Source organism: Nonomuraea zeae, assembly GCF_005889725.1.
GTDB classification, from domain to species: domain Bacteria; phylum Actinomycetota; class Actinomycetes; order Streptosporangiales; family Streptosporangiaceae; genus Nonomuraea; species Nonomuraea zeae.
This window is the reverse complement of sequence record NZ_VCKX01000001.1, coordinates 42,550-65,701: the sequence shown is the minus strand read 5'-3', so window position 1 is coordinate 65,701 and position 23,152 is coordinate 42,550. Positions and strand designations below refer to the sequence as shown.

The following is a 23,152-nucleotide window of genomic DNA, read 5'->3' as shown; positions in this document are numbered from 1 at the left end:
CTATCCGACGTCGATCCGCTGGCTCTCGCGTTCGAGAGCGAAGGAGAACCCGGTTCGCGCGTCCACCCGCAGGGTGCGGGTGAGCGCGTCGAACGCGGCGTCCCGGAAGTCCGGTACGACGGCCGTCGCGCCGGCGTCCAGCACCTGTGCCGCGCGCCGCGACGTGGCCAGGGCCACGCAGGCGGCACCGGCCGCGACCGCGGAGACCACGCCGCTCACGGCGTCCTCGAAGACGAGGCAGCGGCCGATGCCCACGCTCAGGCGCTCGGCGGCGAGCAGGTAGCCGGCGGGGTCCGGCTTGCCGTACGGCACGTCGTCGGCGCAGATCACGACGTCGAAGGCGGCGGGCAGGCCGAGCTGGCGAAGCACCTCGGCGGCCTTCCAGTCCTGCGCGCCCGTCACCAGGGCGAGCGGCACGCCCGCCTGCGAGAGCGCGCCGAGCAGGGACAGCACGCCGGGAATCGCGGTGTAGACCAGGCTCTCCTGGTTCTCCCTGAGCTGCCGGTAGATCTCGTCGTGGCGGCTCGCCGGGATTTCCGGGAACAGCACGCGCAGCGTGTGGTCGGCACGGTGGCCGTACACGTGCCGTTCCAGGTCCTCGGCGCCCAGCAGGTAGCCGAGATCGCCGGCCAGCCGCTGCCAGAACTCCGTCACCGACTGCTCGGTGTCGGCGACGACACCGTCCATGTCGAACAGCACTGCCTCGTACACCTCAGGCTCCTTCCGCCCGCGCGAACCGGTCCAGCCGCCCGATGGGCTCGGCGGGCTTCCAGCTCAGCGGCGGGATGTGGGCGTTGATCAGGCTGCCGTCGTCGTTCAGGACCGACGCCTCGGGATGGGTCATGTGCAGCAGCGGGTCCTCGTAGCTGTCGAAGGGGGCGGCGATGTCGAAGCGGTAGACGAAGTCGTGGTCCTCGCCGCCCCAGCCCTCGTAGCGTTCGTCCATCCCGCCGATGCCCTCGAAGACGGCTCGCCGTACCCACAGGCAGCAGCCGGGCGGCCGCCGCAGGAGGAAGCCGCGCAGATGGGCAGGGTCGGCGTGGGCCGCCTTGCGGTGGATCCGCTCGCGGATCGCCCATGAGGTGGCGTCGTCGTCGAGGCAGAACATGTCGCGGTACGTCAGGTGGCCGGCCGTGCCCGGCCGCTGGAAGCGGGCCACGTTACGCGCGACGAACTCGCGGTCGGCCAGGACGTCGGCGTCCAGGATGCAGACCAGCTCGACCTGACCGGGACAGTTCATGACGCCCGCGTTCACCGCCCAGGACTTGTTGAACAACCCGGACTTGGGAGCGAACAGGTAGTGGTCGGCGTACGGTTCGATGTGCTCGCGCCACCGGGGCACATCGTCCGACTCCACGACCATGACGCGATACTCCTCGCGCGCCGCCGACTGGTCGCGGAGGGCGAGCAGGCAGGCGAGCAGGTTGCGGAGCCGGACACCGCCGGTGTCGCGGTCGCGGAACGGGATGACGATGAGCGCCCCGGCCCCGGACGGCTCGGACGGCGGCTCGCCCGCGGGTCTCCCGATCAGCTCCTCGGCGGGCACCGGGGGTTGCGGCCCGCCGTACGAGCGGCCGATGTGATACCCCACCCGCGAGTTGCACTCCGCCTGCCAGGCCAGGTCGAACAGCGCTCGCACCGCGGGTTCGCCCGGGTCGCGGCGGAGCAGGGCCGAGGTCAGGGCGAAGTAGGCTCCGGGGTCGGCGGGGTCATCGGCGAGGGCCTGGCCCAGGGACCTGATGGGGTCGTCGCTCTCTTGCACGGCCTTGACCACGGCCGCGGTCCACGGCTGCGCGAGCTCCCAGTAGAGCAGGCCCGCGCGACGCGCCCCCAGGTCGGATGCGATCACGAGGGAGTCGGCCACGGCGGTCGCCAGGACGGCGGGATTCGTCGGCATCAGGACGGACATCGCAGTTCTACTCCTTTCCGGCAGTGCGGTATTCCTGGGCGAAGGCGAGCTCGGCCTCGATGCTCGCCGGGTGCCTGAGCAGCTCCCTGAGGACCTGGAGCGGCGTGGTCACCGCGTCGGCTCCGGAGGCGAAGGCCTGCAGGACCTGCCCTGCGTTCTTCACCGAGGCGGCGATGACGCGGGTGGATCCGCGCCGCAGCCCGGCCAGCGACCGGATCAGCTCAGCGTCCGTGCGGAGGTCGCGCACGGCCCGGTCCAGGTACGGGATCACCGCCGCGCAGCCCATCGACTCGGCGACGATCATCGCGTGCGGCGTCTGGGCGGCGGTCAGGGCCACGCGGGCGCCCTGGCGCACCAGCGTCCCGGCGAGCGCGGCCCCGCCCGGGGTGGCGGGGAGCTTCAGCACGACGCGGTCCTTGTCCGCCGACCACGCCTCCTCGGCCTCCTCCTGGAGCGCGCCGTACGCGCCGGTCGGCTGGTAGTAGATCTCGGGGAGGTCGACGGCGGCGAGCAGGTCACGCAGGTGCCGCAGCGGGTCGCCGGTCTCCTTCCGCATGAGCGTGGGGTTGGTGGTGATCCCGCGCACGAATCCCAGCCCGGCGGCGGCGGCCGCGTCGTCCAGGCCGGCGGAGTCCAGGTAGAGCCCCATCACACCGGCACCGCCGTCCGCTGCTCGAAGCCCTGCGTGATCCAGATCCCGCGCCAGACCTCGGGGTCGGCGGGCAGGACCAGCTCCACCAGGGCGGGCCCGTTCGCCGCCGCGGCCCGCGCGAGGATGTCCGGCAGCTCGGAGATCGCTCGGCGCAGCTCGTCCTCCTGGCCGCCGATCGGGATCGGGACGCGCTCGGCCGGCATGCCGAAGGCGGCCGCGACCTGGCAGTAGGAGAACCCGGCGACGTTCGACAGGTAGGCGCGACCCGTCTCCGTGCCGCCGAAGGAGGCGAGCGCCTGCTTGGTCAGCGACACCGACCTGCCGTTGTTGCACACCACGAACAGCACGGGGGCCCGCTCCTGTACGGCGGCCACCAGCCCTTGGAAGGAGTTGGTGAACCCCTGGTCGCCGAGCGTGCACATCACCCGGGCCCGCGGGTCGGCGACGGCCAGGCCGACCGCGTACGACAGGCCCCCGCCGACGAACCCGCCGTGCCCGCCGAAGACGCGCAGGCCCGGCGGCAGGTCGTCGTAGTGCTCCGACAGCAGGCCGCCGAACATCTGGCTGTCGTCCACCAGCACGGGCGTGTCCCAGCCGGCCAGGACGCCGGCCAGCGCGCCGGCCACCGCGCCGCGCCCTTCCTCGATCCAGGGGTCGGCGGGCTCCGGCGTGACGCGGGCCGCCGCGCGCACCTCCTCGTGCGGCCACCACGGCTCCGTGCGCGTGTGCCCGGTGTGCCGCAGCCGATCGGCGAGGCGGGACAGCACGCCCGGGGAGTCCCCGATGACGAGGACGTCGTCGGCGTCCAGGTACTCGTTCTTGAGCACCTTCTCCGGGTCCGTGTTGATCGCTATCTTCCGGCAGGAGGGCAGCCGGCCCGCGGTCCTCTCGTAGAGGTTGCGGTCCTCCACCGTCACCAGCAGGTCGCACGCCTGGACCAGATCGTTGTGGACGGGGCTGAACTGGTTGAGCCAGCCCGCGAAGTTCGCCACCTCGGAGGTCTGCAGCCGCTCGAACAGCATGGGGCCGCGCCGGTAGCGCAGCTGCAGCACGGGGGCGCCGAGCAGGCCGCAGATATCGTCGAGGGCCTCCCGCAGGCCGGGATGCCGCAGGGCGTAGTCGTCGATGAGGAACAGGGGCTTGTCGGCGTGGCGCAGCTCGCGGAAGGCGGCGTCGAAGGCCGGCTGGTCGAGGTCGATCAGCCGCTGGGGGGCGGCGGGCGCGCGCATGAGGTCCTCGACGGGGATCCACCGCTGCTCGGCCACGTCCTGCGGGACGCCGAAGATCGCGGGGCGGGTCGGCGGCTGGGCGGACGTGGTCAGGCCGTCCCGGAGCTGCGCGACGAACCGCCGGGCGGCCTCGCGCTGCCTGCCCGGGTCGTCGGGAATCGCGCTCGCCTGCCAGATCCAGTCCGCGAACGCCGCCATCCCGCCGAGCAGGTCGTCCTCCCCGTGCGGCGGCAGGAAGCGGGCCGAGCTCGTGGACGGCATGCCGACGATGAACAGCGTCCCCGCCTCGTTGCGCCGGGCGTCCGCGACCGCGCCCGCCGCGTTGGTCAGCCCGCGGGCGCCGTGCAGGATGGCGACGCCCCTGTTGGGCTCCAGCAGCGAGGCGCCGGCCGCCATGAAGGCCGACTCCTTGTCGCCGCGGCCGTTCACCAGGCGCACACCGTGCACCCGGTCGACCGCGTCGCACATGGACAGCTCGGAGGTGCCGGCGTAGACGAAGACGGTCTTCACGTCGTCGGCGGCCAGCAGGACCGCCACCGCTTCCGCGCCGGTCAGCCGGACCCGCCAGCTGAGCACGTCGTCGACGGCGGCCCGCGCAACGGCCTGCTGCGCGCCGGGATCGGTCACCCCGCGCAGGCCGAGCACCTTGCGCAGCAGCAGCTCCGCCCGTTCACGGCCGGCCACCAGGAACTCGCCGCAGCGCAGGGCGTCCGGCGTGCCGTCGGGGCGGCGGAACGCCTGGGTCAGGAGGGCCGCATCGGGCCGGTCCCCGTTGAGTGACCGGATGATCTCGGTGTCGAGCGGGTGGGATGACATGGGAATCCGTCTCCTTCAGTGGATTCAGGGCAGGATGTGGCGTCTCGCGGACGTCGGAGCATGCGCGCGCCCCGGCGGCGAGTGAGTGATTTCGATCTTCAGTACGGGTTCGGGCTGGGACTTCTCAGGAAGGGAGCGCGGCCTCGGCCCGGTCGTGGCCGTCGCCGGTCCGGCGCCACCGTCGCTGGGCGGCCGTGCCGGCCAGCGCGGCGGCGGCCACGGCGAGTGCGGCCGTGCCGAAGGCCGCCTGCGGGCCCGCCTGCTCGACCACCACGCCGGCGAACGCCATGCCCAGGGCCGCGCCCGAGGTCAGGGACGTCTGCAGCCAGCCCTGCGCCTCGCTGCGGCGGTCGGGCACCGTGTTGTGGTCGACGAGCGCCTGCTGCACGATGAGGCTCGGCGAGATGCACAGCCCGGTCACCACCAGGGCCGGGAAGACCAGAGCGGGCAGCCCGCCGCCGGGGAGCAGCGCCAGCATGACCGCGGCCAGTCCCGTGGCGTAGGCGGCCAGGGTGAGGGGAAGGTGACGGCGCTCGGGTCCGGTCCAGGTCCGGCTCCCGTACCAGAGCCCGCCGACGGTGCTGCCGACGGCGGCGCACGCGAAGAAGATCCCGATCAGGCTCTCGCTGTGGAACAGGCGCTCGGCGGACGCCGTCATCGCCACGTCCATCTGCCCGAAACCGAGGGACATGCCGAGGGCCGTGAACAGCGTGAGCCAGACCCCGGGCACCGTCAGCGGTGGCCGCCCGCGTGCGCCCTCGCGGCCCGTGCCGCCCGCCGGCCGCGACAGGCGGGCGGCACGGGTCCTGCTGTAGGTCAGGCCCCCGGCCGCCATGAGCAGCGCCGTCACGAGCAAGGGCACTGCCGGCGGCAGCCAGAGCAGGCCGGTGAGCAGCAGCGGCCCCAGGACGAAGATGGTCTCGACGGCGACCGCGTCCATGGCGTAGGCGGTACGACGCTGCTCCGGCTGCGGGACGACGACGGACCAGGCGACCCGGATGGCCGGGATGATCGGCGGGAAGCTGAGACCGGCCCCGGCGATCAGGACGAGCAGGAGCAGGTTCGGGGCGCCGGTGGCGGCGGCCAGCGTCCCGCCCGTCAGGAACGCCGCCGAGCCCAGCGAGGTGCCGGCGATCACCACCGACTGTCCCGCCCGGTCCATGACCATGCCCCACAGGGGCGAGGAGGCCGCCGTGGCCAGGGCGTACACGGCGGTCACGAGACCGGCGTCGGCGTACGAGCCGCTCACTTCCTCGATGAGGACGACGAGCCCGAGCGGCGTCATGGCCAGGGGGAGGCGCGCGACGAACGCGGAGGCGAACGGCAGCGACACGCCTGGCCGGCGTAACAGGGACAGGTAGGGGGCGATCATGCCGAACATGTCCTGGCTCCTTATGTCGACTCGCGGATCAGCGGCACGGCTCGCTCGGCGATCATGATGACGGTGGCGTGCAGGTTCGCCCGGACGTTGTCCGGCAGGATCGACGCGTCCAGCACCCGGAGGCCCTCCACGCCGTGGACCCGCCCGCACTCGTCCACCACGCTCGCCGCGTCCCCGGCCGGGCCCATGCGGCAGGTGCTGGACGCGTGGTAGCCGGTGGCGGCGTTGCGCAGGATCCAGCGGTCCAGCGCGCGGTCCGAGCCGAGGACCTCTTCGGCAGGGGTGGTACGCGCGTCGATGAGCTTGTCGAGCTCGGGCTCCCGTGCCATGGCGGCGCACATCCGGATGCCGTCCCGCTGCCGTTCCAGGTCGGACGGGCAGGAGAAGTAGCGGAAGTCGAGGACGGGCGGCACGTGGGGATCGTCGGAGGCGGGCGTGAGCTCACCCTGGCTGACGGCGAGGTTCACCGTCGGCCGCATCGCGAACGTGCGCTCGGCCCACCGGGCCGCGGCGTAGACGATCATGTCGTTGACCGGTGCCGAGCCGGAGGACGTGTGCCGCAGGAGCACCTGGTGCGGGTGGTGGACGCCGTCGGGCCGGAAATCCGGGCGCAGCGGCCAGATCAGCTCGGTCGTCATGTGGTCGCGTAGGTTCCGGCCCACACCGGGCAGGTCCGCGACGACCGGCAGGCCGACGTGACGGAGGCGTCCGGCGGGACCGAGGCCCGAGAGCATGAGCAGGTGCGGGGACCCGATGGCGCCCGCGCACAGGATGACCTCCCGCCCGCGCACCGTCTCCACCCGCCCGTCCGTCTCGACGACCACGCCGGTGGCGCGTCCGCCGTCGAGGACGACCCGGCACGCCAGGGCGCCGGCGGTGATCGTCAGGTTCGGCCGGCCGCGGACGGGGTTGAGGTAGCCGGTCAGGGTGCTGCTCCGCAACCCGTCCGCGTCGTTGAGCGGGGTGGCCCCGATGCCGGTGGACCCGGGCCGGTTGTGGTCGTCGCAGTCGGGATGCCCGAACGTCCGGCTGACCTCGTAGAACGCCTCCTGGTCAGCCGTCCAGGTGGGGCGCGGAAAGCGGCGCACCGTGATCGGGCCGTCCGAGCCGTGCTGCGGCCCGTCGAAGTCCTGGTCGCTCTCCAGCTTGCGGAAGTACGGCAGCGCCTGGTCGAAGGTCCACCGCGGCAGGTTCCACGAGTCCAGGTCGCCCGGTTCGGGGCGCAGGAAGACCTGGCCGTTGGTGGTGCTCGAACCGCCGACCACCTTGCCGCGCGGCATGTGGATCGTCGCCAGCTCCGTCACCCGTGCCCGGAGATTCCAGTCGTGGGTGTCGTATCCCTGGATGACGTGGCCTGCACCGTAACTCCGCCGCAGCTCCCAGGGCATGTCGTCCGAGCGGGGATAGTCCGGCCCGGCCTCCAGGAGCAGCACCTCGCACGCCGGATCCTCGCTGAGGCGGGCGGCCAGCACCGCGCCCGCCGCCCCGGCGCCGACGATGACGTGGTCATAGGTCTTCCCGCCCATGCCGCTCACCCCAGGATCGTCTCGTCGAACGCGCCGGTGAAGGCGGCGAGCGCCTGCTCGACCTCTGCCGATCCGTACGCCGCGCTGGCCAGGACCTCGTCCAGCGGGTGGTACAGGACGCCCCGGTCGTAGAGAGCCCGGCAGAGCACGTCCGGTTGCACGGTGCCGGGCAGCTCCAGCCGGAAGAAGGTCGGGATGCCGCGGACGGCGACGCCGTAGCGCGGGCCGATCTCCCGCAGCCCCTCGTACAGGGCGGTCGAGGCGCGGGCGAAGGCGTCGTAGCCGCCGCCGGCCAGCTCGTCCAGGCAGGCCGAGGCGGCCGCCATCGAGACGAACTCCGACGCGTAGGTGCTGAACAGGCTGAAAGTGGCCTCGGAGGCGAGCAGTTCGCCTCCGGCCAGCGCGGCGATGGGGAAGCCGTTGCCCATGGCCTTGCTGAGCACCCGCAGATCCGGCCGCAGGTCCCACACCGCCGTCACGTTGGGATAGGCGTAGCGGAAGCCCGCCTTCACCTCGTCGAACACCACCAGGGCGCCGGCGTCGCGGGCGGCGCGCACCACGGCGCGCACGATCGGAGCGCCGGGGGTGAGCGCGTTGGGCGTGACGAGGATGCAGGCGGCGCCCTGGGCGGCCGCACGTACCTCCTCGACCAGGTTCGGCGACTGCCAGTCCAGATCGACCACGTCGATGCCGGACGCGTTGCCCGTCGTCTCCCGCGCCGAGGTCCGGTTGGCGGCCGATCGGTTCTCGGGCTTGAGGTACCCGAGCGGGAGCAGCCATCCGTGGTAGGTGGTGGTGAGCACCTTGCGCCGTCCGGTCGCCCGGATGCACGCGGTGATGGCCGCGTGGACGGCTTCCGAGCCGGTCTTGAAGAAGGCGGCGTACTCGGCTTCGGGGCACAGGTCCACCACGCGCCCGGCCAGCCGTGGCTCCAGGGGATGGCGAAGGCTCACGGTGGCGCCGCTGTCGAGCACGGCGCGCACGGCGTCGATCTGCGCCTGGTTGCCGTGCCCGAGGATGATCGTCCCGCTGCCGCCGTACAGGTCGAGCAGGGTGGTGCCGTCCTCGGTGAGCACCCGCGCGCCTTTGGCCGCCCGGAAGAACGCCGGTCGTCCGGCCGAGAGCGCGAAGTTGTGCCAGACTTGCGCGCCGGGCGCCAGCGGGCCCTTGGCGCCGGTGCCGGACGCGCGCCGCGGGTCACCGCGCGAGTCGCTGTCGAGGTCGCGGGTGAGAACGTCGTCACGCATCGTACCTCCCAGATATGTGCTGATGTCACCTGCGCTGATGACAAAAGGGGAATTCTGTTCCGCATGGAGCGGTGCTGCGGAGGCCATTGCGGTTTCCGCCTCGAGAATGCCTTTTGCCGGTCAGCTGACACATATGAGCCTAGGCGGCCGGATGTCCCGCTTTCTTGGGAGCGATGTCCCTATCAGGTCCCGTATAGGGCCCATGGGGAAACGGGAAAGTTTGCGGGATTTTCCGGGTGTCGACGCAGCCAAGACCGGCTCCTGTGAATGCGGAGCCGGTCTGGGCATGGACGCTTGCGGAGTTCGCCGGCCGGTGCCGGGAAGTGTCAGGAAACGTGCTCCAAACCCAGTCCGGCGTTTCTGGCGCGCAGCGCCGCGGTCATTCTGTCAGGCACATCCAATTTGGTGAATATTCGCGTGATGTGATTGCGGATGGTCTTCTCGGCCAGCACGAGGCGCCGGGAGATGCTGCGGTTGTCGTACCCGCATGCGAGCAGCTCGAGAATCTGCGTCTCGCGGTCGGTGAGGTCGGGAAAGGCCACCCGGCCGGGCACCTCGTGCAGGGCCGAGAAGTAGGCGGGGAGCCGATCGGCCACGCTCGGGCTGAACGCCGCTCCGCCGTGCGCCACCAGATGGATGCCGTGCAGCAGCTCCTCGCGCGACACGGCCTTGTCGATGAACCCCTTGGCGCCGGCCCGCAGGGCTCCGATGACGGCATCGTCGTCATCGACCGCGGAGATCACCAGGACGTGGGGAGCGTGGGGTCCTCCGGTGATGCGCCGGGTGGCCTCGATGCCGGAGCTCCCGTTGAGCGTGACGTCGATGAGGACGACGTCCGGCTGCATGGCCGCGACCATCTGGACCGCGCTGACCCCGTCGCCGGCTTCTCCGACCACGCGGGCGATCCCGGCCGACTCCAGCGCGGCCCGCAGGCCATCACGGAAGGCCGGATGGGCATCGACCAGGAGGGCTTCGACATCCATCATCACGGCCTCCCCGGGCCGGAGGTCGCCGTGGTCTTCCGCGCGGCGAAGCGTCCATGATCAGGTTTGGCGGGTGCCGGCCGCGGAGCCCGGCTCGGATTGTCGGACCGTCCGCCGCACCTGCGGCGTAGTCCTCCGGGCATTGCCCGGCCGTTCGGCTCGCTGAGGCTCATGACGCCATCCCATCAGCGGATATTTATAGACTCAAGTCTAACTTGATACTCAAGCCTATGTCTAGTGCGCAACCGTGGCGTCTTCGGGGAGTATGCCGTCGAAGATGAGGCGCAGCGATGCCGTCAGCGACTGCGCCAGCGGGAACGGCGGCGGCCCCTCGCCCACCCAGCGGTACAGCGTGCCCAGGTACATGTCGCGAAGCAGGTGGCCCACGGCCACCGCGTCGATGTCGGGACGCACCTCCCCCCGCGCCTTACCGTCGGTGAGGATCTGCGCGAAGATGAAGGCGGTGTACGGCTCCTCGAGCACCGGGGCTCCTGTGCGCACCCAGGCCAGCAGCAGCTCGCTGGTGATGCGGCGCTCGTGCGTGGTGACCTCGCCCAGCCGGCTCATGCAGCGCGTCAGCTGGTCGAGGACGCCGCTCTCGCGCGAGCTCTCCTGGATGAGCATGACCCCGAGGCGGCGGCGGCGCTCGTCGCCCCAGGCCAGGAGGAACTCGTCCTTGCGCTTGAAGTAGTTGAAGACGGTGGCGCGTGCGACATCGGCCCGGTCGGCGATCTCGTCGAAGGAGGTCGCGGTGTAGCCCTTCTCGGCGAAGAGGGAGATGGCGGCTTCGTACACCCGAGCCCGCATCGCCTCCCTGTTGCGCTCTCGTCGGCCGACGCTGTGCTGAGGTGTCATTGCGTGGGTCCACCTCGATGGTTCGCAGTAGAATCTTGGACCCGAGTCTACACTATGGCGCTTGGCGGGCAAGCGACTGGATGGTGGCGAGCACGTCACCGAGGGGGCGTTCACCCAGGAGCAGGCCGGTGGGGACGTCCACTCCGGCGTCGGCACGCAGGCGGCCGGCCAGGCGCGCGGCCATCAAGGAGTCCAGGCCCATGGCGTGCAGGCACCGGCGAGGGTTGAGCCGCGCGGCGGGCAGGGACAGCTCCCGGGCGATCTGGTCCATCACCCACTCGGCCAGCTCACCGCCCTGAGCTCCGTCCCGAGCCGCGGGCCGTGCGGCGGGCTGTTCGGCGGGCCGTGCCGCGGGCTGTGCGGCGGGCCATGCGGTGGGCCGTGCGGCGGGTTGCGCTGCCGGGCCGATCTGTGGCTGCGGACCGGGATCCGCGGCGTCGTCCCGAACGACCAGTTGCAGGCTCACGTTGCGCAGCTCGGCCGTCACGGGGCCTTCGAGACCGAGCAGGCGCAGGTCGCCGACCAGCTCGACCGGCACTGCCGGGCGTCCGCCCGCCGCGTTCTGCGCGACCGGTACGGCCGGGGCGTGGTGGGATGGCGCAGAGGGAAAGGCGGCGGGATCACGCGGCGGGCCCGGCGGGGCGGCATCGGGCCGGCCGAACCAGTAGCTCTCGCGCTGCCAGGGATAGGTCGGCAGGCTCACCGGGCGTCCCGCCGGGTGCAGCCGGGCCCAGTCCACCGCGCCCCCGGCCACATGGATGGACGCCAGCGACTCCAGCAACTGCGGCCAGGACTCGCACCCGCGCCGCAGCGAAGGCACCGCCGTCCCGGTCAGCCCGTGATGCCGCAGGCAGTCCTGGACCGCCCCCGCCAGGATCGGATGCGGGCTGATCTCCACGAACACCGTCGGCTGCTCCTTCGCCGCCCCGGCGACCGCGGAGGCGAAGCGCACCGGTTCGCGCAGGTTACGCACCCAGTAGGCGGCATCGAAACAGGCGCCGTCCGTGACCCGGTCCAGCATCGTGGACCACACCGGCACGCCGCCGGCCACCGGGCGGATCCCGGCCAAGGCGCGGCCGAGGTCGTCGGCGACCTCGTCCACCTGCGGGCTGTGCGAGGCGAAGTCGACCGCCACCCTGCGATGGAACACGCCCGCGCGATCGAGCTTGCCGGCGATCTCGGCCAGCGCCGCCCGCTCGCCGGACAGCACGGTGCAGGCGGGACCGTTGGCGGCGGCCACGGACACCCGGTCCTCGAAACCGGCCAGCACCGCCTGGGCCTCGACCGGCGACAGACCCGCGGACAGCATGGCCCCACGGCCGCTGATCCGCTCGGTCAGCGCGCTGCGGCGGCAGATGACCGCCGCGGCGTCCGGCACGCTGAGGCCGCCCGCCGCGCAGACGGCCGCCACCTCGCCCATGCTGTGCCCGATGACCAGATCCGGCTCCACACCCATCGACGACCACAGCGACGCCAGCGCCACCTGGACCGCCCACAGGACGGGCTGGACATCTCGGGCGCGCGGCGGCAGAGGGGTGTCGCCGGCCAGCCGGTCGAGCACGGACCAGCCCGTCTCCGCCTCGACGGCGTCGGAGCACTCCCGCAGCGCCGCGCGGAAAACCGGCGAGTCCGACAGCAAGTCGCGGGCCATTCCGGTCCACTGGGCACCCTGGCCGGGGAACACGAAGACGATGCGGGCCGCCTCTCCTGGCACCTCTCCCGAGACGGGCCCGCCCGCCTCGGCCGCCGGCGCCGTGCCGGCGACGTCAGCGTCGTCGTCGCCGCGGGCGTGCGTGAGCAGGGCCGCGGCCAGGTCCTCATGGGTGGAGCCCACCGCCACCAGGCGATGTTCGTGATGTTTACGTCGCCGGGTGGCCGTGTGGCAGATGTCCGCCAGCCCGAGACCGTGCCCGGCGCCGCCGGGTAACAGGAAGTCGGCGGCTTGCGAGGCGGCCGCCCGCAGGGTCTCGGGCGAGCGCGCCGACAGCGCGAACAGATGCCGGCCGCCCACCGGCGCGCCGGCCGGCTCCGGGTGCCCGGCCGAGACGTGTTCGGCCAGCACGACGTGCACGTTCGTGCCGGTGATCCCGAACGAACTCACACCCGCCACCAGCGGCCCGTCGCCGCGGGTCAACGGCCGCGCCCGGGTGGGGAGCTCCAGAGCCGAGGAGTTCCAGCCGAGCGAGGCACTGGGCTCGCGCACGTGCAGGGTGGGCGGCACGACCTGGTGATGCAGGCACAGAGCCGCCTTGATGAGCCCGGCCACTCCCGCTGCCGCCTCGGTGTGACCGATGTTCGACTTGACCGAGCCCACGAGGCACGGTCGTCCGGGCGGGCGGCCCTCGCCGAGGACGTTGCCGAGGGCCGTCAGCTCCACCTCGTCGCCCACGGGCGTCCCGGTGCCGTGCGCCTCGACGTAGTCGACCTGTGCCGGGTGTATCGCGGCGTCGTCCAGGGCGTGACGAAGCATGTGCTCCTGCCCGGTCTGGCTGGGAGTCATCAGCAGGCCGTTGCTGTGGCCGTCGTTGGTGACCGAGCTGCCGCGAATGACCGCGTACACGCGATCGCCGTCGGCGATGGCGTGCGGCAGCGGCTTGAGCATGACCACTCCGACGCCCTCGGACCGCACGAACCCGTCGGCCTGCGCGTCGCCGAACTTGCAGCGCCTGTCGGCGGCGAGCATGCCGGCGTCGGAGAAGGCCTCCTCCTCGAACGGCAGCAGCGCCAGGTTGACTCCTCCGGCCAGGGCCATCACCGACTCGCCCAGCTGGATGCTCTGGCAGGCGAGATGCACTGCCGCCAGGGACGCCGAGCAGGCCGTGTCCACGGACATGCTGGGACCCCGTAGATCGAGATGGAACGAGGCGCGCCCGGGTAACGACGCCCGGAACTCGCTGCCCACCAGGCTGTAGATGTCGGGATCGGTGCTCCGGCAGAGCAGCTCCCAGTAGTTGGAGGTCACCTGCCCGACGAACACGCCGGTACGGGTGCCCGCGAGCCGATCCGGGACCACGCCGGCGTCCTCGACGGCCTCCCACGCGGTCTCGAGGAAGAGCCGCAGCTGCGGGTCGGCCTGCTGGGCCTCGCGCGGTGCCATGTCGAAGAACGCCGCGTCGAACTCGTCGATCGCGTCGAGACAGCCGCCCTGTGGACGGCCCCAGCGGGAATGCTGCGGCGGGCTTTTGCCGATCGCGTCGTCGGCGCTCATGAGAGAACGCCAGAACTGACGAGGACCGTGCACTCCTGGGTACCGGCAGGCGATTCCGATGATCGCGATCTCGGCCGGCTTCTTCTGCTGTCCATTGCGCCGGTTCATAGTGGACCCTGTCTCTGATCTTTGGTCTCCAGACTAAAAGTAAACTAGAATCCAAGATCTATTACTAGAGTTATCCCACTTCATGCCCAAGTAATTCATTTGGACTTGAGGCCAAACACAGATCTGTCACCTATTAGTGCTGATCGGCCGCCACGCTTGACTTCCCACGGACGACAGCTCCATGCACGCCTCCTGACGTTTCGGGGCGTGGATGATGCGGCTTCGGGCTCGCCGTAAGCCGGGCGGGGCTGTCCGTGACGAAAGGCCACTCTTCGTACTGGCGGAAACGGGAACGCTAGGGGAATCCAGCCGGACAAGGCGATTCGATGGAGATTCGGCAGATCAGAGGTGGGGGCCTGCTGATCGGCCGGAGTTTCTGAGCAGACGGGGGCGTCGAGGGATATGGCCAAGCAGAGCGTCGCGGAGCAGTTCGTGGACATTCTCGTGCGGGCCGGGGTCGAGCGGATGTACGGCGTCGTCGGTGACAGCCTCAATCCGGTCACCGACGCCGTGCGCCGTCATCCGGCGATCGAGTGGGTGCAGGTGCGGCACGAGGAGGTCGGAGCGTTCGCGGCAGGTGCGGAGGCACAGCTCACCGGGCGGCTGGGCGCCTGCGCGGGCAGCTGCGGCCCGGGTCATCTGCACCTGATCAACGGTCTGTACGACGCGCATCGCAGCATGGCCCCGGTGCTGGCGCTGGCCGCCCACATTCCCAGCGCCGAGATCGGCACCTCCTACTTCCAGGAGACCCACCCGGACCGGCTGTTCGCCGAGTGCAGCCACTACTCCGAGCTGATCTCACACCCGGAGCAGATGCCGCGCGTCCTGCAGACCGCCGTCCAGCACGCCATCGGTTTGGGCGGGGTCGCCGTCGTCAGCATGTCGGGCGACATCGCCGGACAGGACGCCGCGCAACCGGGTGCGGACGTGGCGATCCTCACCCGGCGACCGGTCGTGCGGCCCGGCGAGGCCGAGATCGCCGAGCTGGCCAGGCTGGTCGACGAAGCCGAGACGGTCACGCTGTTCTGCGGCAGCGGGACGGCCGGCGCCCACGACGAGGTCATGGCTTTCGCCGCCCGCGTCAAGGCGCCGGTCGGACACGCGCTGCGCGGCAAGGAATGGATCCAGTACGACAACGCGTTCGACGTCGGCATGTCCGGCCTGATCGGCTACGGCGCCGCGTACGAGGCGATGCACGAGGCGGACCTGCTCATACTGCTGGGCACCGACTTCCCCTACACCGCGTTCCTCCCCGGCGACGTGCGCGTCGTCCAGGTCGACATCCGCCCCGAGAACCTGGGCCGCCGCTGCAAGCTGGACCTGGCCGTCTGGGGTGATGCCGGCGAAACCCTGCGCGCCCTGACGCCGCGGGTGCGGGAGAAGAGCAGCCGCCGCTTCCTGGACCGGATGCTGCACAAGCACGCCACCGCTCTGGAAGGAGCCGTGTCGGCCTACACCCGCGACGTCGAGCGGCACCGCCCGATCCACCCCGAATACGTCGCTTCCCTGCTGGACGACGAGGCCGCCGGCGACGCCGTCTTCACCGTGGACACCGGCATGTGCACGGTCTGGGCGGCCCGCTACCTGTCTCCGAACGGCCGGCGTCGCCTGCTCGGCTCCTTCTCCCACGGGTCGATGGCCAACGCCTTGCCCCAAGCCATCGGCGCGCAGCTGGCCGACCGCGGCCGGCAGGTCATCTCCCTGTCGGGCGACGGCGGGCTCTCCATGCTGATGGGCGACCTGCTCACGCTGACCCAGTACGACCTTCCGGTCAAGATCGTGTTGTTCGACAACTCCGCGCTCGGCATGGTCGACCTGGAGATGATCGTCGCCGGCTTCCCGCCGTACGGCACGACGTACCCGCACACCGACTATGCCGCGATCGCCCGCGCGTGCGGCATTCACGGCCTCCGGGTCGACGATCCACGCGACGTGCGCGACGCGCTGCGCCAGACGCTGGACCACGACGGACCGGCGCTCCTCGATCTCGTCACCGATCCCAACGCCCTGTCCATGCCGCCGCACATCACCGGACAGCAGCTGGCCGGCTTCGCCACGACCACCAGCAAGCTCGTGCTCAGCGGCGGCGTCGGCCGCATGATCCAGCTCGCCCGCTCGAACCTGCGCAACGTCCCGCGCCCGTGAACGACTCTCGCCGGCGGCGTCGGTACCACCCGGCGGTGGACATGGGCGGCTCTGCCCTGAGCGGCTCTAGCCGGAGCCGAGCGAGCCGACTGTCACACGCCACTCGCGCAGCCTGCGGTCCTTGGTGACCTCCAGCTGGGTGTAGGGGTCCTGGCCGACGAGCGCCTGCGCCGCGTTCTCGTCTTCCGCCCGCAGGACGATCATGCCGGCCGTCAGGTCGGTGTACGGGCCGGCCGCGACGAGGCTGCCCTGCTCCCAGAGCTTGTTCAGATGCGCGAGATGGTCCTCGCGGCGCTCCGCCCTCAACGGTGTGTCGTTGTAGCCATAGGTCAGAACGAACAGTGCCATGTCGAGTTACTTCCTTTCGGTTCTGTCGCTGGACGACCGGGACTGCCTGACGCCGGCCGGAGCTTTCGAGCTTCCTCTTGGGCGTGGTGCCGGAAGTTAGATGTCAGCCCCCCAGCCCGTACACCCGTCGTGCGTTGCCGGCGAAAACGGCGTGCTGGTCGTCAGGGGAGAGGTGGGCCAGCGCGTCCTTCCAGACGCCGACCAGTTGCGGCATGGTGGCCCAGAGCTTTTCGATCGGGAAGTTGGTGCCGAACATGGCCCGGCCGGCGCCGAACCAGCCGATCACCTCGTCGGCGACCAGGGAGATGACGTCGTGATCCACCCGGTGGACGAAGGTGCCCTGCCCCGTGAGCTTGACGACGATGTTCGGCCGCTCGGCCAGCGCGGCCATCCCGGCCCGCCACGACTCGAGGCACTCGTGGCCGGTGAGCATGCCCGCGTGCACGAGGACGAAGGTGACATCGGGGAAGGCCGCCGCCAATTCGCCCGCATCCGCCATCTGCTCGGGAAAGATCTGCAGCTCGAACAGCCAGCCGAGGTCGGCGAGCGCGCCGATGTTCTTGCGGAAGACCGGATCTCTCATGCGGTCGGGCGCGGTGGCGAAGCGGAACTCCGGGCGCTCGTGCCAGTGCAGTTGCTGCCTGGTCCCTCGCATCAGTGGTGTGAGCGCGGCCTGCCGTCGCATGATCTCCGGAGCGTCCTCGTCGAACATGTCGGCCGCTCCGATGACGGCCATCGGCCATCCCGTCTCCTGGTGCACCTCGCCGAGCCAGCGCACCTCGTCCACGACCCGGTCGAGCGGCCAGTTCGTCTGCACGTAGACCGACTCGCCGATGCCCGAGGCCGTGGCTTCGGCGACGTACTCGTCGATCAGGTAGTCCCGCCTGATCGGCTCGTAAGGCCCGAAGATCCGCGGCACCATCGGGCCGGAGAGCCACGGCAGGTCCCTGGCCCGCCAGATGTGATGGTGCGAGTCGACGATGTCGCCCGTGTAGCGGGTCGCCTCCGGCATGACGATCACTCCCTGATCAAGGTCTGTACCTGCTCGTACGCCGTGCGCAGGTCACGTACGCCGGCCAGCGCGTCCACGCTGCCGAGCACGGCCGACATGCCGCGGGTGACCGGCCGGTACGCCGGGTCGCAGGCGAGCGGCGTCCACCACAGCAACCGGTGGCCCAGCAGCGACAACCGCCGTACCGCCGCCTGCATGGGCCGGCAGTCGCCGCGTTCCAGGCCGTCCGAGAGCACGATCACCAGAGCGCCGCGCGCCACGGTGACATATCGGGTGTTGCCGAGGAACTCCTGGAGCGAGACACCGATCCGCGTCCCGCCCTCGGCGTCCAGGACGACATCGCTCAGCGAGGCGACGGCCGCGTCGACATCCCGGGCCCGCAGCGGCTCGGTGACGCGGGTCAGCCGGGTGCCGAAGGTGAACACCTCGACGCGGTCGAGGCAGCCGACCGCGGCGTGGGCGAAACGGAGGTAGCCGGCGCTGTGCTGCTTCATCGACCCCGACACGTCGATGAGCAGCAGCACCCGGCGCTGCCGCCGCGGACGGTTCCGCCGCCGCAACGTCACGATCTCGCCGTGGCCGCGCCAGGACTCACGGCAGATCCGGGCGAGGTCGATCCAGGGACCTCGCCGGCCGGGCCGGCGGCGGCGTGACCGGACCGTCGGCACCGCACCACGCAACTCCCGCCGCAGCAGCGAGAGCACCTCCCGGTCCTCCGCGCTCGCCGGGCCGAACACCGGGTGTCTCTCACGCTCCGAGTAGCCGGCCTCAAGGCCCGCCTGCCCGCCGAGCGCCGCCGTGAAGGGAGCCTCGCCCCCCTTCCCATGCGGCACGGGGGTCTCGTCGTCGGGGGACTCCTGATCGCGGGCGGGCCGTGTCGCGACCGCCCCGAACCAGCGCTCAAAGGTGGGGGAGTACACCTCCAGGTCCTCGCGGGACATGGTGAGCGTGCTCGCCCCGATCCAGTAGAGGTCCGTGGCGTCGCACGGGCCGACGGCCTCGATCGCCTGGAGGAAGACCCGCCGCCTGGGCAACGGCACGCGCAGGCCCTGATCGTGCAGGTCCCGCAGGAACCCGTGCACGTGATCGCCGATGCGCAGGACGAGGGACCGATCAGTCACGGAACACCTCCGCGGCATGGCGGCTGACGAGGGCCAGGTCCTCCTCGTGCTTGACGAGCAGCCCAGCGGAGCGGCGCATCGCTTCCAGCCAGCTCGAACCCTCCTCGGCCAGCACCTGCACGCCACGGGCCCACGAGGTCGACTCCGCGATGCCCGGGCGCTTCAGCAGGGCCAGTCCGCGGATCCGGTGCACGGCGGCCACGAGGCGGGCCGCGCTCCTCTCGTCCAGGCCCGGCGCCTGCGCCTGGATGATCGCTCGCTCCCGTTCGGCGTCGGGGAAGGGGATCCAGTGGTACAGGCACCGGCGCTTGAGCGCGTCGTGCAGTTCGCGGGTCCGGTTCGAGGTGAGGATGACGAACGGAACGCTCGCCGCCCTGATGGTGCCGATCTCGGGGACGGTGATCTGGAAGTCGCTGAGGAACTCCAGAAGAAACGCCTCGAACTCGCTGTCCGCGCGATCGATCTCGTCGATCAGCAGCACCGCACCGGCCGCCGCCCGCAGCGACCTCAGCAGCGGGCGCTCCAGCAGGAACTCCTCGCGGTACAGGTCGCCGACGCCGCGCCCCTCGACCTCGGCGGCCCGCAGGGACAGCAGTTGCTTCGGGTAGTCCCACTCGTACAGGGCCTGGGAGGCGTCCAGCCCTTCGTAGCACTGCAGCCGGATCAGCTCGCGGTCGAGGACCCTGGCCAGGACGTTCGCGATCTCCGTCTTGCCGACCCCCGGCTCACCCTCCAGGAGCAGCGGAAGCCCGAGCACGCCGGCCAGGCGGACGGCGGTGAGCAGGCCATCGTCGGCGAGATAGCCCTCCGCGCCCAGCCGCCGGGCCAGCGCGCCCTGATCAACCAGCACGGCCGGCCCGCAGCGCGTCGAGTCCGCGTAGCACCTTCTCCGGGGTGAACGGCATGCTCGTCAGCCGTACGCCGACCGCGTCGTACACCGCGTTGGCGATCGCGGGGATCGGCGCGTTCGCCGTCATCTCGCCGATCCCCTTGGCCCCGAACGGCCCGTTGCCGGCGGGCCGTTCGAGGAACACGCTCGTCTGCGCCGGGATGTCGGCCGGCCCCGGCATCAGGTACTCCACGAAATCGACCGGGCCGTGCTCGCGCGACCCCGGATAGTACGGCTCGGTCGACTCGAACAGCGCATGCGACAGGCCCATCCAGGCGCCGCCCTCGACCTGCTGCGTGGCGATGGCCGGGTTGAGCGCCCGGCCGACCTCGTAGGTGTTGTAGAGCCGTAGCACCTCGATGACGCCGGTCTCATCGTCGACCTCGACCTCGGCCACCGTGCACGCGTGCGCCTGGCAGGAGTCCGGGTCCATCTCGCCGGTCTCCGGCACCGGAGTGCTCGGCTCCTTGAGGAAGATGCCCCGGCCGGAGATGGTCCGGCCCTGCCGGAAGTGCGCGGCTAGCGCGACGTCGCTGACGTGGATCTTCATCTCCGACGAGCCTTTCAGGCGGATGAAGCCCGTGCCGTCGGTCTCCAGATCCTCCGCGTCGACCTCCAACTCGTCGGCGGCGACCTGGAGCATGACCTCCCTGGCCTCGCGTGCGGCCATGATCACGGCGTTGCCGACGCGATGGGTGCCGCGGCTGGCGAACGTCCCCATGCAGTGCGGGCCGGTGTCGGTGTCGGCGGTGTCGACGATGATGTGCTCGATCGGGATGCCGAGCGTCTCCGCCGCGCACTGCGCGACGACCGTCCGCAGCCCCTGGCCGAGATCCACCGAGGAGAGCGTGACGACGAATCCGCCCATGGTGGTGGCATGAACGAGTGCCTGCGACGGGTCGCCGCCGAGGTTCATCCCGGTCGGGTAGTTGACCGCGGCGTATCCGCGCCCGTGCCGTAACGCCATCGCTCAGCCCTCCGCTCGTTCGGTCGACGCCATCGCTCAGCCCTCCGCTCGTTCGGTCGACGACATCGCCCGGTACTCCGGCGGAAGGTCGTGCCCCACCAGGTCGGCGGCGCTCTGGATCACCTCGACCAGCGCCGTGCCGGATGCGATCTTGCGATGGGCCTTCATGTCGCCGTCCCGGTAGGCGTTCGTGAGCCGGAGCCGCAGCGGGTCCATGCCCAGCTCCCGGGCGACGTGGTCCATGTGCGACTCCAGCGCGAAGTCGCCGATCGTGACGCCGAACCCGCGCATGGCGCTGGACGGCGTCCGGTTCGTGTAGACGCAGTAGCAGTCGACGTGGACGTTCGGGATCGTGTAGGGGCCGGGCATGTGCGCCGCCGCCTTGGTGACGCCGTACGGGCTGTGCCGGGAGTACGCCCCCGCGTCCACATAAAGTGTGATCTTGCGGGCGACGATCCGGCCGTCGTTCATGACGCCGTCCTTGATGTAGATGCGCTCGGCCGCGCGCGTGGATGACACCTGCATCTCCTCGGCGCGGCTGTAGACGTACTTGGCGGGCCGGCCGGTGAGCGTGGCGGCGATGCAGGCGAGGGGCTCGACGATGACGTCCACCTTGCCGCCGAAGCCGCCCCCGACGGTGCCTCCGACGACGCGCAGTCCGGTGGGCGGGACGCCGAGGATGAGCGCGGTGTTGTCGAGGGTGAAGAAGGCGGCCTGGGTGTTGGTGTGTATCCGTAGCCGGCCGTCGCCCTGGGGGACCACGATGCAGCCGGTCGGCTCGACCGGCGCGTGTTCGATCGGCGAGGAGCTGTAGCCGCCCTCGATGATGCGGTCCGCCTCCGCGAACCCCCGCTCGACGTCGCCGAAGCGGACCCGGCGGCAGTGGTGTCCCTCGTACACGAAGTGGTTGGTGCCCGCCTGCTTGATGATCGGCGCGCCGTCGGCCAGTGCCTCCTCGACGTCGAGCACGGCGGGCAGGTCGGTGTAGTCGACCAGGACCCGGGCGGCACCCTCGCGGGCGGCGTCCTCGGTCTCGGCGACCACCGCGACGATCGGCTCGCCGCGGTAGAGGACCCGGTCCTCGGCCAGCACCGGCTCGTCGTCGGGCCCCACACCGATCAGGCGCAGCACGACGTACCAGTTGCCCGGCACGTCCTCGTGGGTGATGACGCGAAGCACGCCCGGCACCTGGAGGGCGCCGGAGACGTCGACCCGGTTGATGAGGGCGTGGTGCCGCGTGGAGCGGTGGATCTTGATGTGCGTCATCTCCGGCGGCGTCATGTCCTCGAAGAAGACCGTGCGGCCGGTGACGTGACCGCGGGCGTCCGAGCGCTGGACCGCGGAGCCGATGACGGCGAAGTCGCCCGCCCGCTCGCCCTTGAAGTACGCGAGGTCGATCGGCGTGATGCGCGCCATCAGACGTCGGCCTTCGCGGGCTCCGGCAGGGCGTCGCGGCCTCGCTCCGCGGCGGCGAGGACGGCGGCTATGATCGGCTCGTACCCGGTGCAGCGGCAGACGTTGCCGCAGATCGCCTCGGAGACCTCCTGACGGGTCGGATTCGGCGTCCGGTCGAGCAGCGCGGTGGCTGACATGATCATCCCGGGGGTACAGAACCCGCACTGCGTCGCGAAGTGATCGACGAACGCCTGCTGCACGGCACTGAGCCGGTCGCCGTCGGCCTGGCCCTCGATCGTCTCCACGGTGGAGCCGTCGACCGTCACGACGGGGATCAGGCACGAGACCACAGGCCGGCCGTCCAGCAGCACCGTGCAACTGCCGCAGCCCCCTTGTGCGCAGCCGCGCTTGGCGCCCATCAGACCGAATGTCTCGCGCAGGGCGTTCAGCAAAGTCGTCGACGGCCGGGCGATCAGCTCGCGCTCGGTGCCGTTCAGCTTGAGCGTGACGATGGTCGAGGGCATACGATCCCCTTTCAGGCCCCGAGCAGGGCACGACGCAGGTGGACGGGGTAGACCCGAGCCCGGTACCAGGCGGAGGCGTAGGCGTCGTCGAACGGCTCGATGACGTCCGCTTCGGCCGCCCGGGCGACGACCTCGGCATTCAGCGGCGCGCCCAGCAGGACGCGCTCGGCGCCGGCCGCCCGCACCAGGCGGCGGGCGAGACCGCCGAGCACGAGACGGATGTCGCCGACCAGGCCGTCCTCGATCGTGATCCGGGCCGCCACCGTGACGATGGATCCCGAGTTGAGCCGCCGCCGGCTCGCCTTGTAGAACCGGAACGTGTCCTTCGCCGGAGCGGTGAACCGGACGCAGGTCACCAGCTCGCCCGCGGGCAGGCCGTCCGTGACGACCCGCTCCAGCGGTTCGCGGCGCGCGCCGTCAGTGCCGAGCACGTCCAGCTCCGCGTCCAGGGCGAGAAGGGCCGCCGCCAGGTCGCCGTACGGCTGAGGCACGAAGAGGTTGCCGGCCACCGTGGCAAGGCTGCGGACCGGCGGGGAGGCGATCGAGCGCACGCAGCGCGACAGGTAATCCAGCCGAGCGTCGTCCTCGATGTCCGCGAGCGTGGTGGCCGCCCCCAGGGCCACGGCGGCGCCGTTGACGTCGATGCCGCACAGCCCCGCCCTGCGCAGGCTGACGAGCCGCAGGTCGCCGCCGGCCAGGTCGTTCAGCCGGGTCATCAGGTGGGTGCCGCCGCCGAGAGCCGTGGCCCCGGTCTGCAGGCCCGCATGAGCCGCCTCGGCACTCTCCGGCATCTGAACCGATATCAGCATCTAGGCTCCAATTATCGATATCGATAAT

19 protein-coding genes are annotated in these 23,152 nt (G+C 71.2%); 1 reads left to right on the top strand and 18 read right to left on the bottom strand.

What is annotated here, in order from left to right:
- From ETD85_RS00280 to ETD85_RS00235, 10 genes are all read right to left on the bottom strand, one after another.
- Nucleotides 1–711, bottom strand: coding sequence for an HAD family hydrolase (locus ETD85_RS00280; protein ID WP_138687507.1), 711 nt, complete (start codon nucleotides 709–711; stop codon nucleotides 1–3).
- A gap of 1 nt (nucleotide 712) precedes the next feature.
- The gene (locus tag ETD85_RS00275; protein ID WP_138687506.1) at nucleotides 713–1,909 is read right to left on the bottom strand and encodes a glycosyltransferase family 2 protein; all 1,197 of its coding nucleotides are present in this window, start codon (nucleotides 1,907–1,909) and stop codon (nucleotides 713–715) included.
- Nucleotides 1,910–1,916: 7 nt separating this feature from the next.
- Entirely contained in the window at nucleotides 1,917–2,558 is a 642-nt protein-coding gene (locus ETD85_RS00270) for a transaldolase family protein (protein ID WP_138687505.1), read from the bottom strand.
- The gene (locus tag ETD85_RS00265; protein ID WP_138687504.1) at nucleotides 2,558–4,606 is read right to left on the bottom strand and encodes a thiamine pyrophosphate-binding protein; all 2,049 of its coding nucleotides are present in this window, start codon (nucleotides 4,604–4,606) and stop codon (nucleotides 2,558–2,560) included. Before ETD85_RS00265 ends, ETD85_RS00270 begins: the two co-directional genes overlap by 1 nt.
- Before the next feature lie 124 nt (nucleotides 4,607–4,730).
- Complete coding sequence (locus ETD85_RS00260; protein ID WP_138687503.1) at nucleotides 4,731–5,987, bottom strand: MFS transporter; 1,257 nt, start codon at nucleotides 5,985–5,987, stop codon at nucleotides 4,731–4,733.
- Nucleotides 5,988–5,998: 11 nt separating this feature from the next.
- Entirely contained in the window at nucleotides 5,999–7,513 is a 1,515-nt protein-coding gene (locus ETD85_RS00255; RefSeq protein ID WP_138687502.1) for a GMC family oxidoreductase, read from the bottom strand.
- Nucleotides 7,514–7,518: 5 nt separating this feature from the next.
- On the bottom strand, nucleotides 7,519–8,760 hold the full coding sequence (locus tag ETD85_RS00250; protein WP_170246431.1) for an aminotransferase class III-fold pyridoxal phosphate-dependent enzyme: 1,242 nt from the start codon (nucleotides 8,758–8,760) through the stop codon (nucleotides 7,519–7,521).
- 326 nt (nucleotides 8,761–9,086) lie between these two features.
- Nucleotides 9,087–9,746 (bottom strand): response regulator, encoded by a 660-nt coding sequence (locus tag ETD85_RS00245; protein WP_206057994.1) that lies wholly within the window; start codon nucleotides 9,744–9,746, stop codon nucleotides 9,087–9,089.
- Nucleotides 9,747–9,977: 231 nt separating this feature from the next.
- Nucleotides 9,978–10,598, bottom strand: a complete 621-nt coding sequence (locus ETD85_RS00240) for a TetR/AcrR family transcriptional regulator (protein WP_138687500.1) — start codon at nucleotides 10,596–10,598, stop codon at nucleotides 9,978–9,980.
- Nucleotides 10,599–10,650: 52 nt separating this feature from the next.
- The gene (locus ETD85_RS00235) at nucleotides 10,651–13,914 is read right to left on the bottom strand and encodes a type I polyketide synthase (RefSeq protein WP_138687499.1); all 3,264 of its coding nucleotides are present in this window, start codon (nucleotides 13,912–13,914) and stop codon (nucleotides 10,651–10,653) included.
- A gap of 402 nt (nucleotides 13,915–14,316) precedes the next feature.
- Between ETD85_RS00235 and ETD85_RS00230 the strand changes: the two genes are divergently transcribed.
- Nucleotides 14,317–16,059 carry a pyruvate dehydrogenase gene (locus ETD85_RS00230; RefSeq protein ID WP_138687498.1) on the top strand — a complete coding sequence of 581 codons (1,743 nt, stop codon included), beginning with the start codon at nucleotides 14,317–14,319 and terminating at the stop codon, nucleotides 16,057–16,059.
- Between the two features lie 66 nt (nucleotides 16,060–16,125).
- On the opposite strand, the gene ETD85_RS00225 is transcribed toward ETD85_RS00230, so the two are convergent.
- The 8 genes from ETD85_RS00225 to ETD85_RS00190 all read right to left on the bottom strand — a co-directional run bounded on the left by ETD85_RS00225 (nucleotide 16,126) and on the right by ETD85_RS00190 (nucleotide 23,124).
- Nucleotides 16,126–16,407 (bottom strand): YciI family protein, encoded by a 282-nt coding sequence (locus ETD85_RS00225; protein WP_138687497.1) that lies wholly within the window; start codon nucleotides 16,405–16,407, stop codon nucleotides 16,126–16,128.
- Between the two features lie 103 nt (nucleotides 16,408–16,510).
- Entirely contained in the window at nucleotides 16,511–17,419 is a 909-nt protein-coding gene (locus ETD85_RS00220) for an amidohydrolase family protein (RefSeq protein ID WP_138687496.1), read from the bottom strand.
- 5 nt (nucleotides 17,420–17,424) lie between these two features.
- Nucleotides 17,425–18,540, bottom strand: a complete 1,116-nt coding sequence (locus ETD85_RS00215) for a vWA domain-containing protein (protein WP_170246430.1) — start codon at nucleotides 18,538–18,540, stop codon at nucleotides 17,425–17,427.
- Nucleotides 18,533–19,390 (bottom strand): AAA family ATPase, encoded by an 858-nt coding sequence (locus tag ETD85_RS00210; protein ID WP_138687494.1) that lies wholly within the window; start codon nucleotides 19,388–19,390, stop codon nucleotides 18,533–18,535. Before ETD85_RS00210 ends, ETD85_RS00215 begins: the two co-directional genes overlap by 8 nt.
- Nucleotides 19,380–20,396, bottom strand: a complete 1,017-nt coding sequence (locus ETD85_RS67215) for a xanthine dehydrogenase family protein molybdopterin-binding subunit (RefSeq protein ID WP_138687493.1) — start codon at nucleotides 20,394–20,396, stop codon at nucleotides 19,380–19,382. The genes ETD85_RS00210 and ETD85_RS67215 overlap by 11 nt, the downstream gene beginning before the upstream one ends.
- 36 nt (nucleotides 20,397–20,432) lie before the next feature.
- Entirely contained in the window at nucleotides 20,433–21,812 is a 1,380-nt protein-coding gene (locus ETD85_RS67210; RefSeq protein ID WP_138687492.1) for a xanthine dehydrogenase family protein molybdopterin-binding subunit, read from the bottom strand.
- Complete coding sequence (locus ETD85_RS00195) at nucleotides 21,812–22,315, bottom strand: (2Fe-2S)-binding protein (protein WP_138687491.1); 504 nt, start codon at nucleotides 22,313–22,315, stop codon at nucleotides 21,812–21,814. Before ETD85_RS00195 ends, ETD85_RS67210 begins: the two co-directional genes overlap by 1 nt.
- Nucleotides 22,316–22,326: 11 nt before the next feature.
- Complete coding sequence (locus ETD85_RS00190) at nucleotides 22,327–23,124, bottom strand: FAD binding domain-containing protein (protein ID WP_138687490.1); 798 nt, start codon at nucleotides 23,122–23,124, stop codon at nucleotides 22,327–22,329.
- Nucleotides 23,125–23,152: the final 28 nt, after the last annotated feature.

Coding starts and splice junctions, on each gene's coding strand:
- ETD85_RS00225 (WP_138687497.1), bottom strand. CDS start 16,407: ATGGCACTGTTCGTTCTGACCTATGGCTACAACGACACACCGTTGAGG.
- ETD85_RS67210 (WP_138687492.1), bottom strand. CDS start 21,812: ATGGCGCGCATCACGCCGATCGACCTCGCGTACTTCAAGGGCGAGCGG.
- ETD85_RS00275 (WP_138687506.1), bottom strand. CDS start 1,909: ATGTCCGTCCTGATGCCGACGAATCCCGCCGTCCTGGCGACCGCCGTG.
- ETD85_RS00260 (WP_138687503.1), bottom strand. CDS start 5,987: ATGTTCGGCATGATCGCCCCCTACCTGTCCCTGTTACGCCGGCCAGGC.
- ETD85_RS67215 (WP_138687493.1), bottom strand. CDS start 20,396: ATGGCGTTACGGCACGGGCGCGGATACGCCGCGGTCAACTACCCGACC.
- ETD85_RS00240 (WP_138687500.1), bottom strand. CDS start 10,598: ATGACACCTCAGCACAGCGTCGGCCGACGAGAGCGCAACAGGGAGGCG.
- ETD85_RS00230 (WP_138687498.1), top strand. CDS start 14,317: ATGGCCAAGCAGAGCGTCGCGGAGCAGTTCGTGGACATTCTCGTGCGG.
- ETD85_RS00235 (WP_138687499.1), bottom strand. CDS start 13,914: ATGAACCGGCGCAATGGACAGCAGAAGAAGCCGGCCGAGATCGCGATC.
- ETD85_RS00195 (WP_138687491.1), bottom strand. CDS start 22,315: ATGCCCTCGACCATCGTCACGCTCAAGCTGAACGGCACCGAGCGCGAG.
- ETD85_RS00190 (WP_138687490.1), bottom strand. CDS start 23,124: ATGCTGATATCGGTTCAGATGCCGGAGAGTGCCGAGGCGGCTCATGCG.
- ETD85_RS00270 (WP_138687505.1), bottom strand. CDS start 2,558: ATGGGGCTCTACCTGGACTCCGCCGGCCTGGACGACGCGGCCGCCGCC.
- ETD85_RS00255 (WP_138687502.1), bottom strand. CDS start 7,513: ATGGGCGGGAAGACCTATGACCACGTCATCGTCGGCGCCGGGGCGGCG.
- ETD85_RS00250 (WP_170246431.1), bottom strand. CDS start 8,760: ATGCGTGACGACGTTCTCACCCGCGACCTCGACAGCGACTCGCGCGGT.
- ETD85_RS00265 (WP_138687504.1), bottom strand. CDS start 4,606: ATGTCATCCCACCCGCTCGACACCGAGATCATCCGGTCACTCAACGGG.
- ETD85_RS00245 (WP_206057994.1), bottom strand. CDS start 9,746: ATGATGGATGTCGAAGCCCTCCTGGTCGATGCCCATCCGGCCTTCCGT.
- ETD85_RS00220 (WP_138687496.1), bottom strand. CDS start 17,419: ATGCCGGAGGCGACCCGCTACACGGGCGACATCGTCGACTCGCACCAT.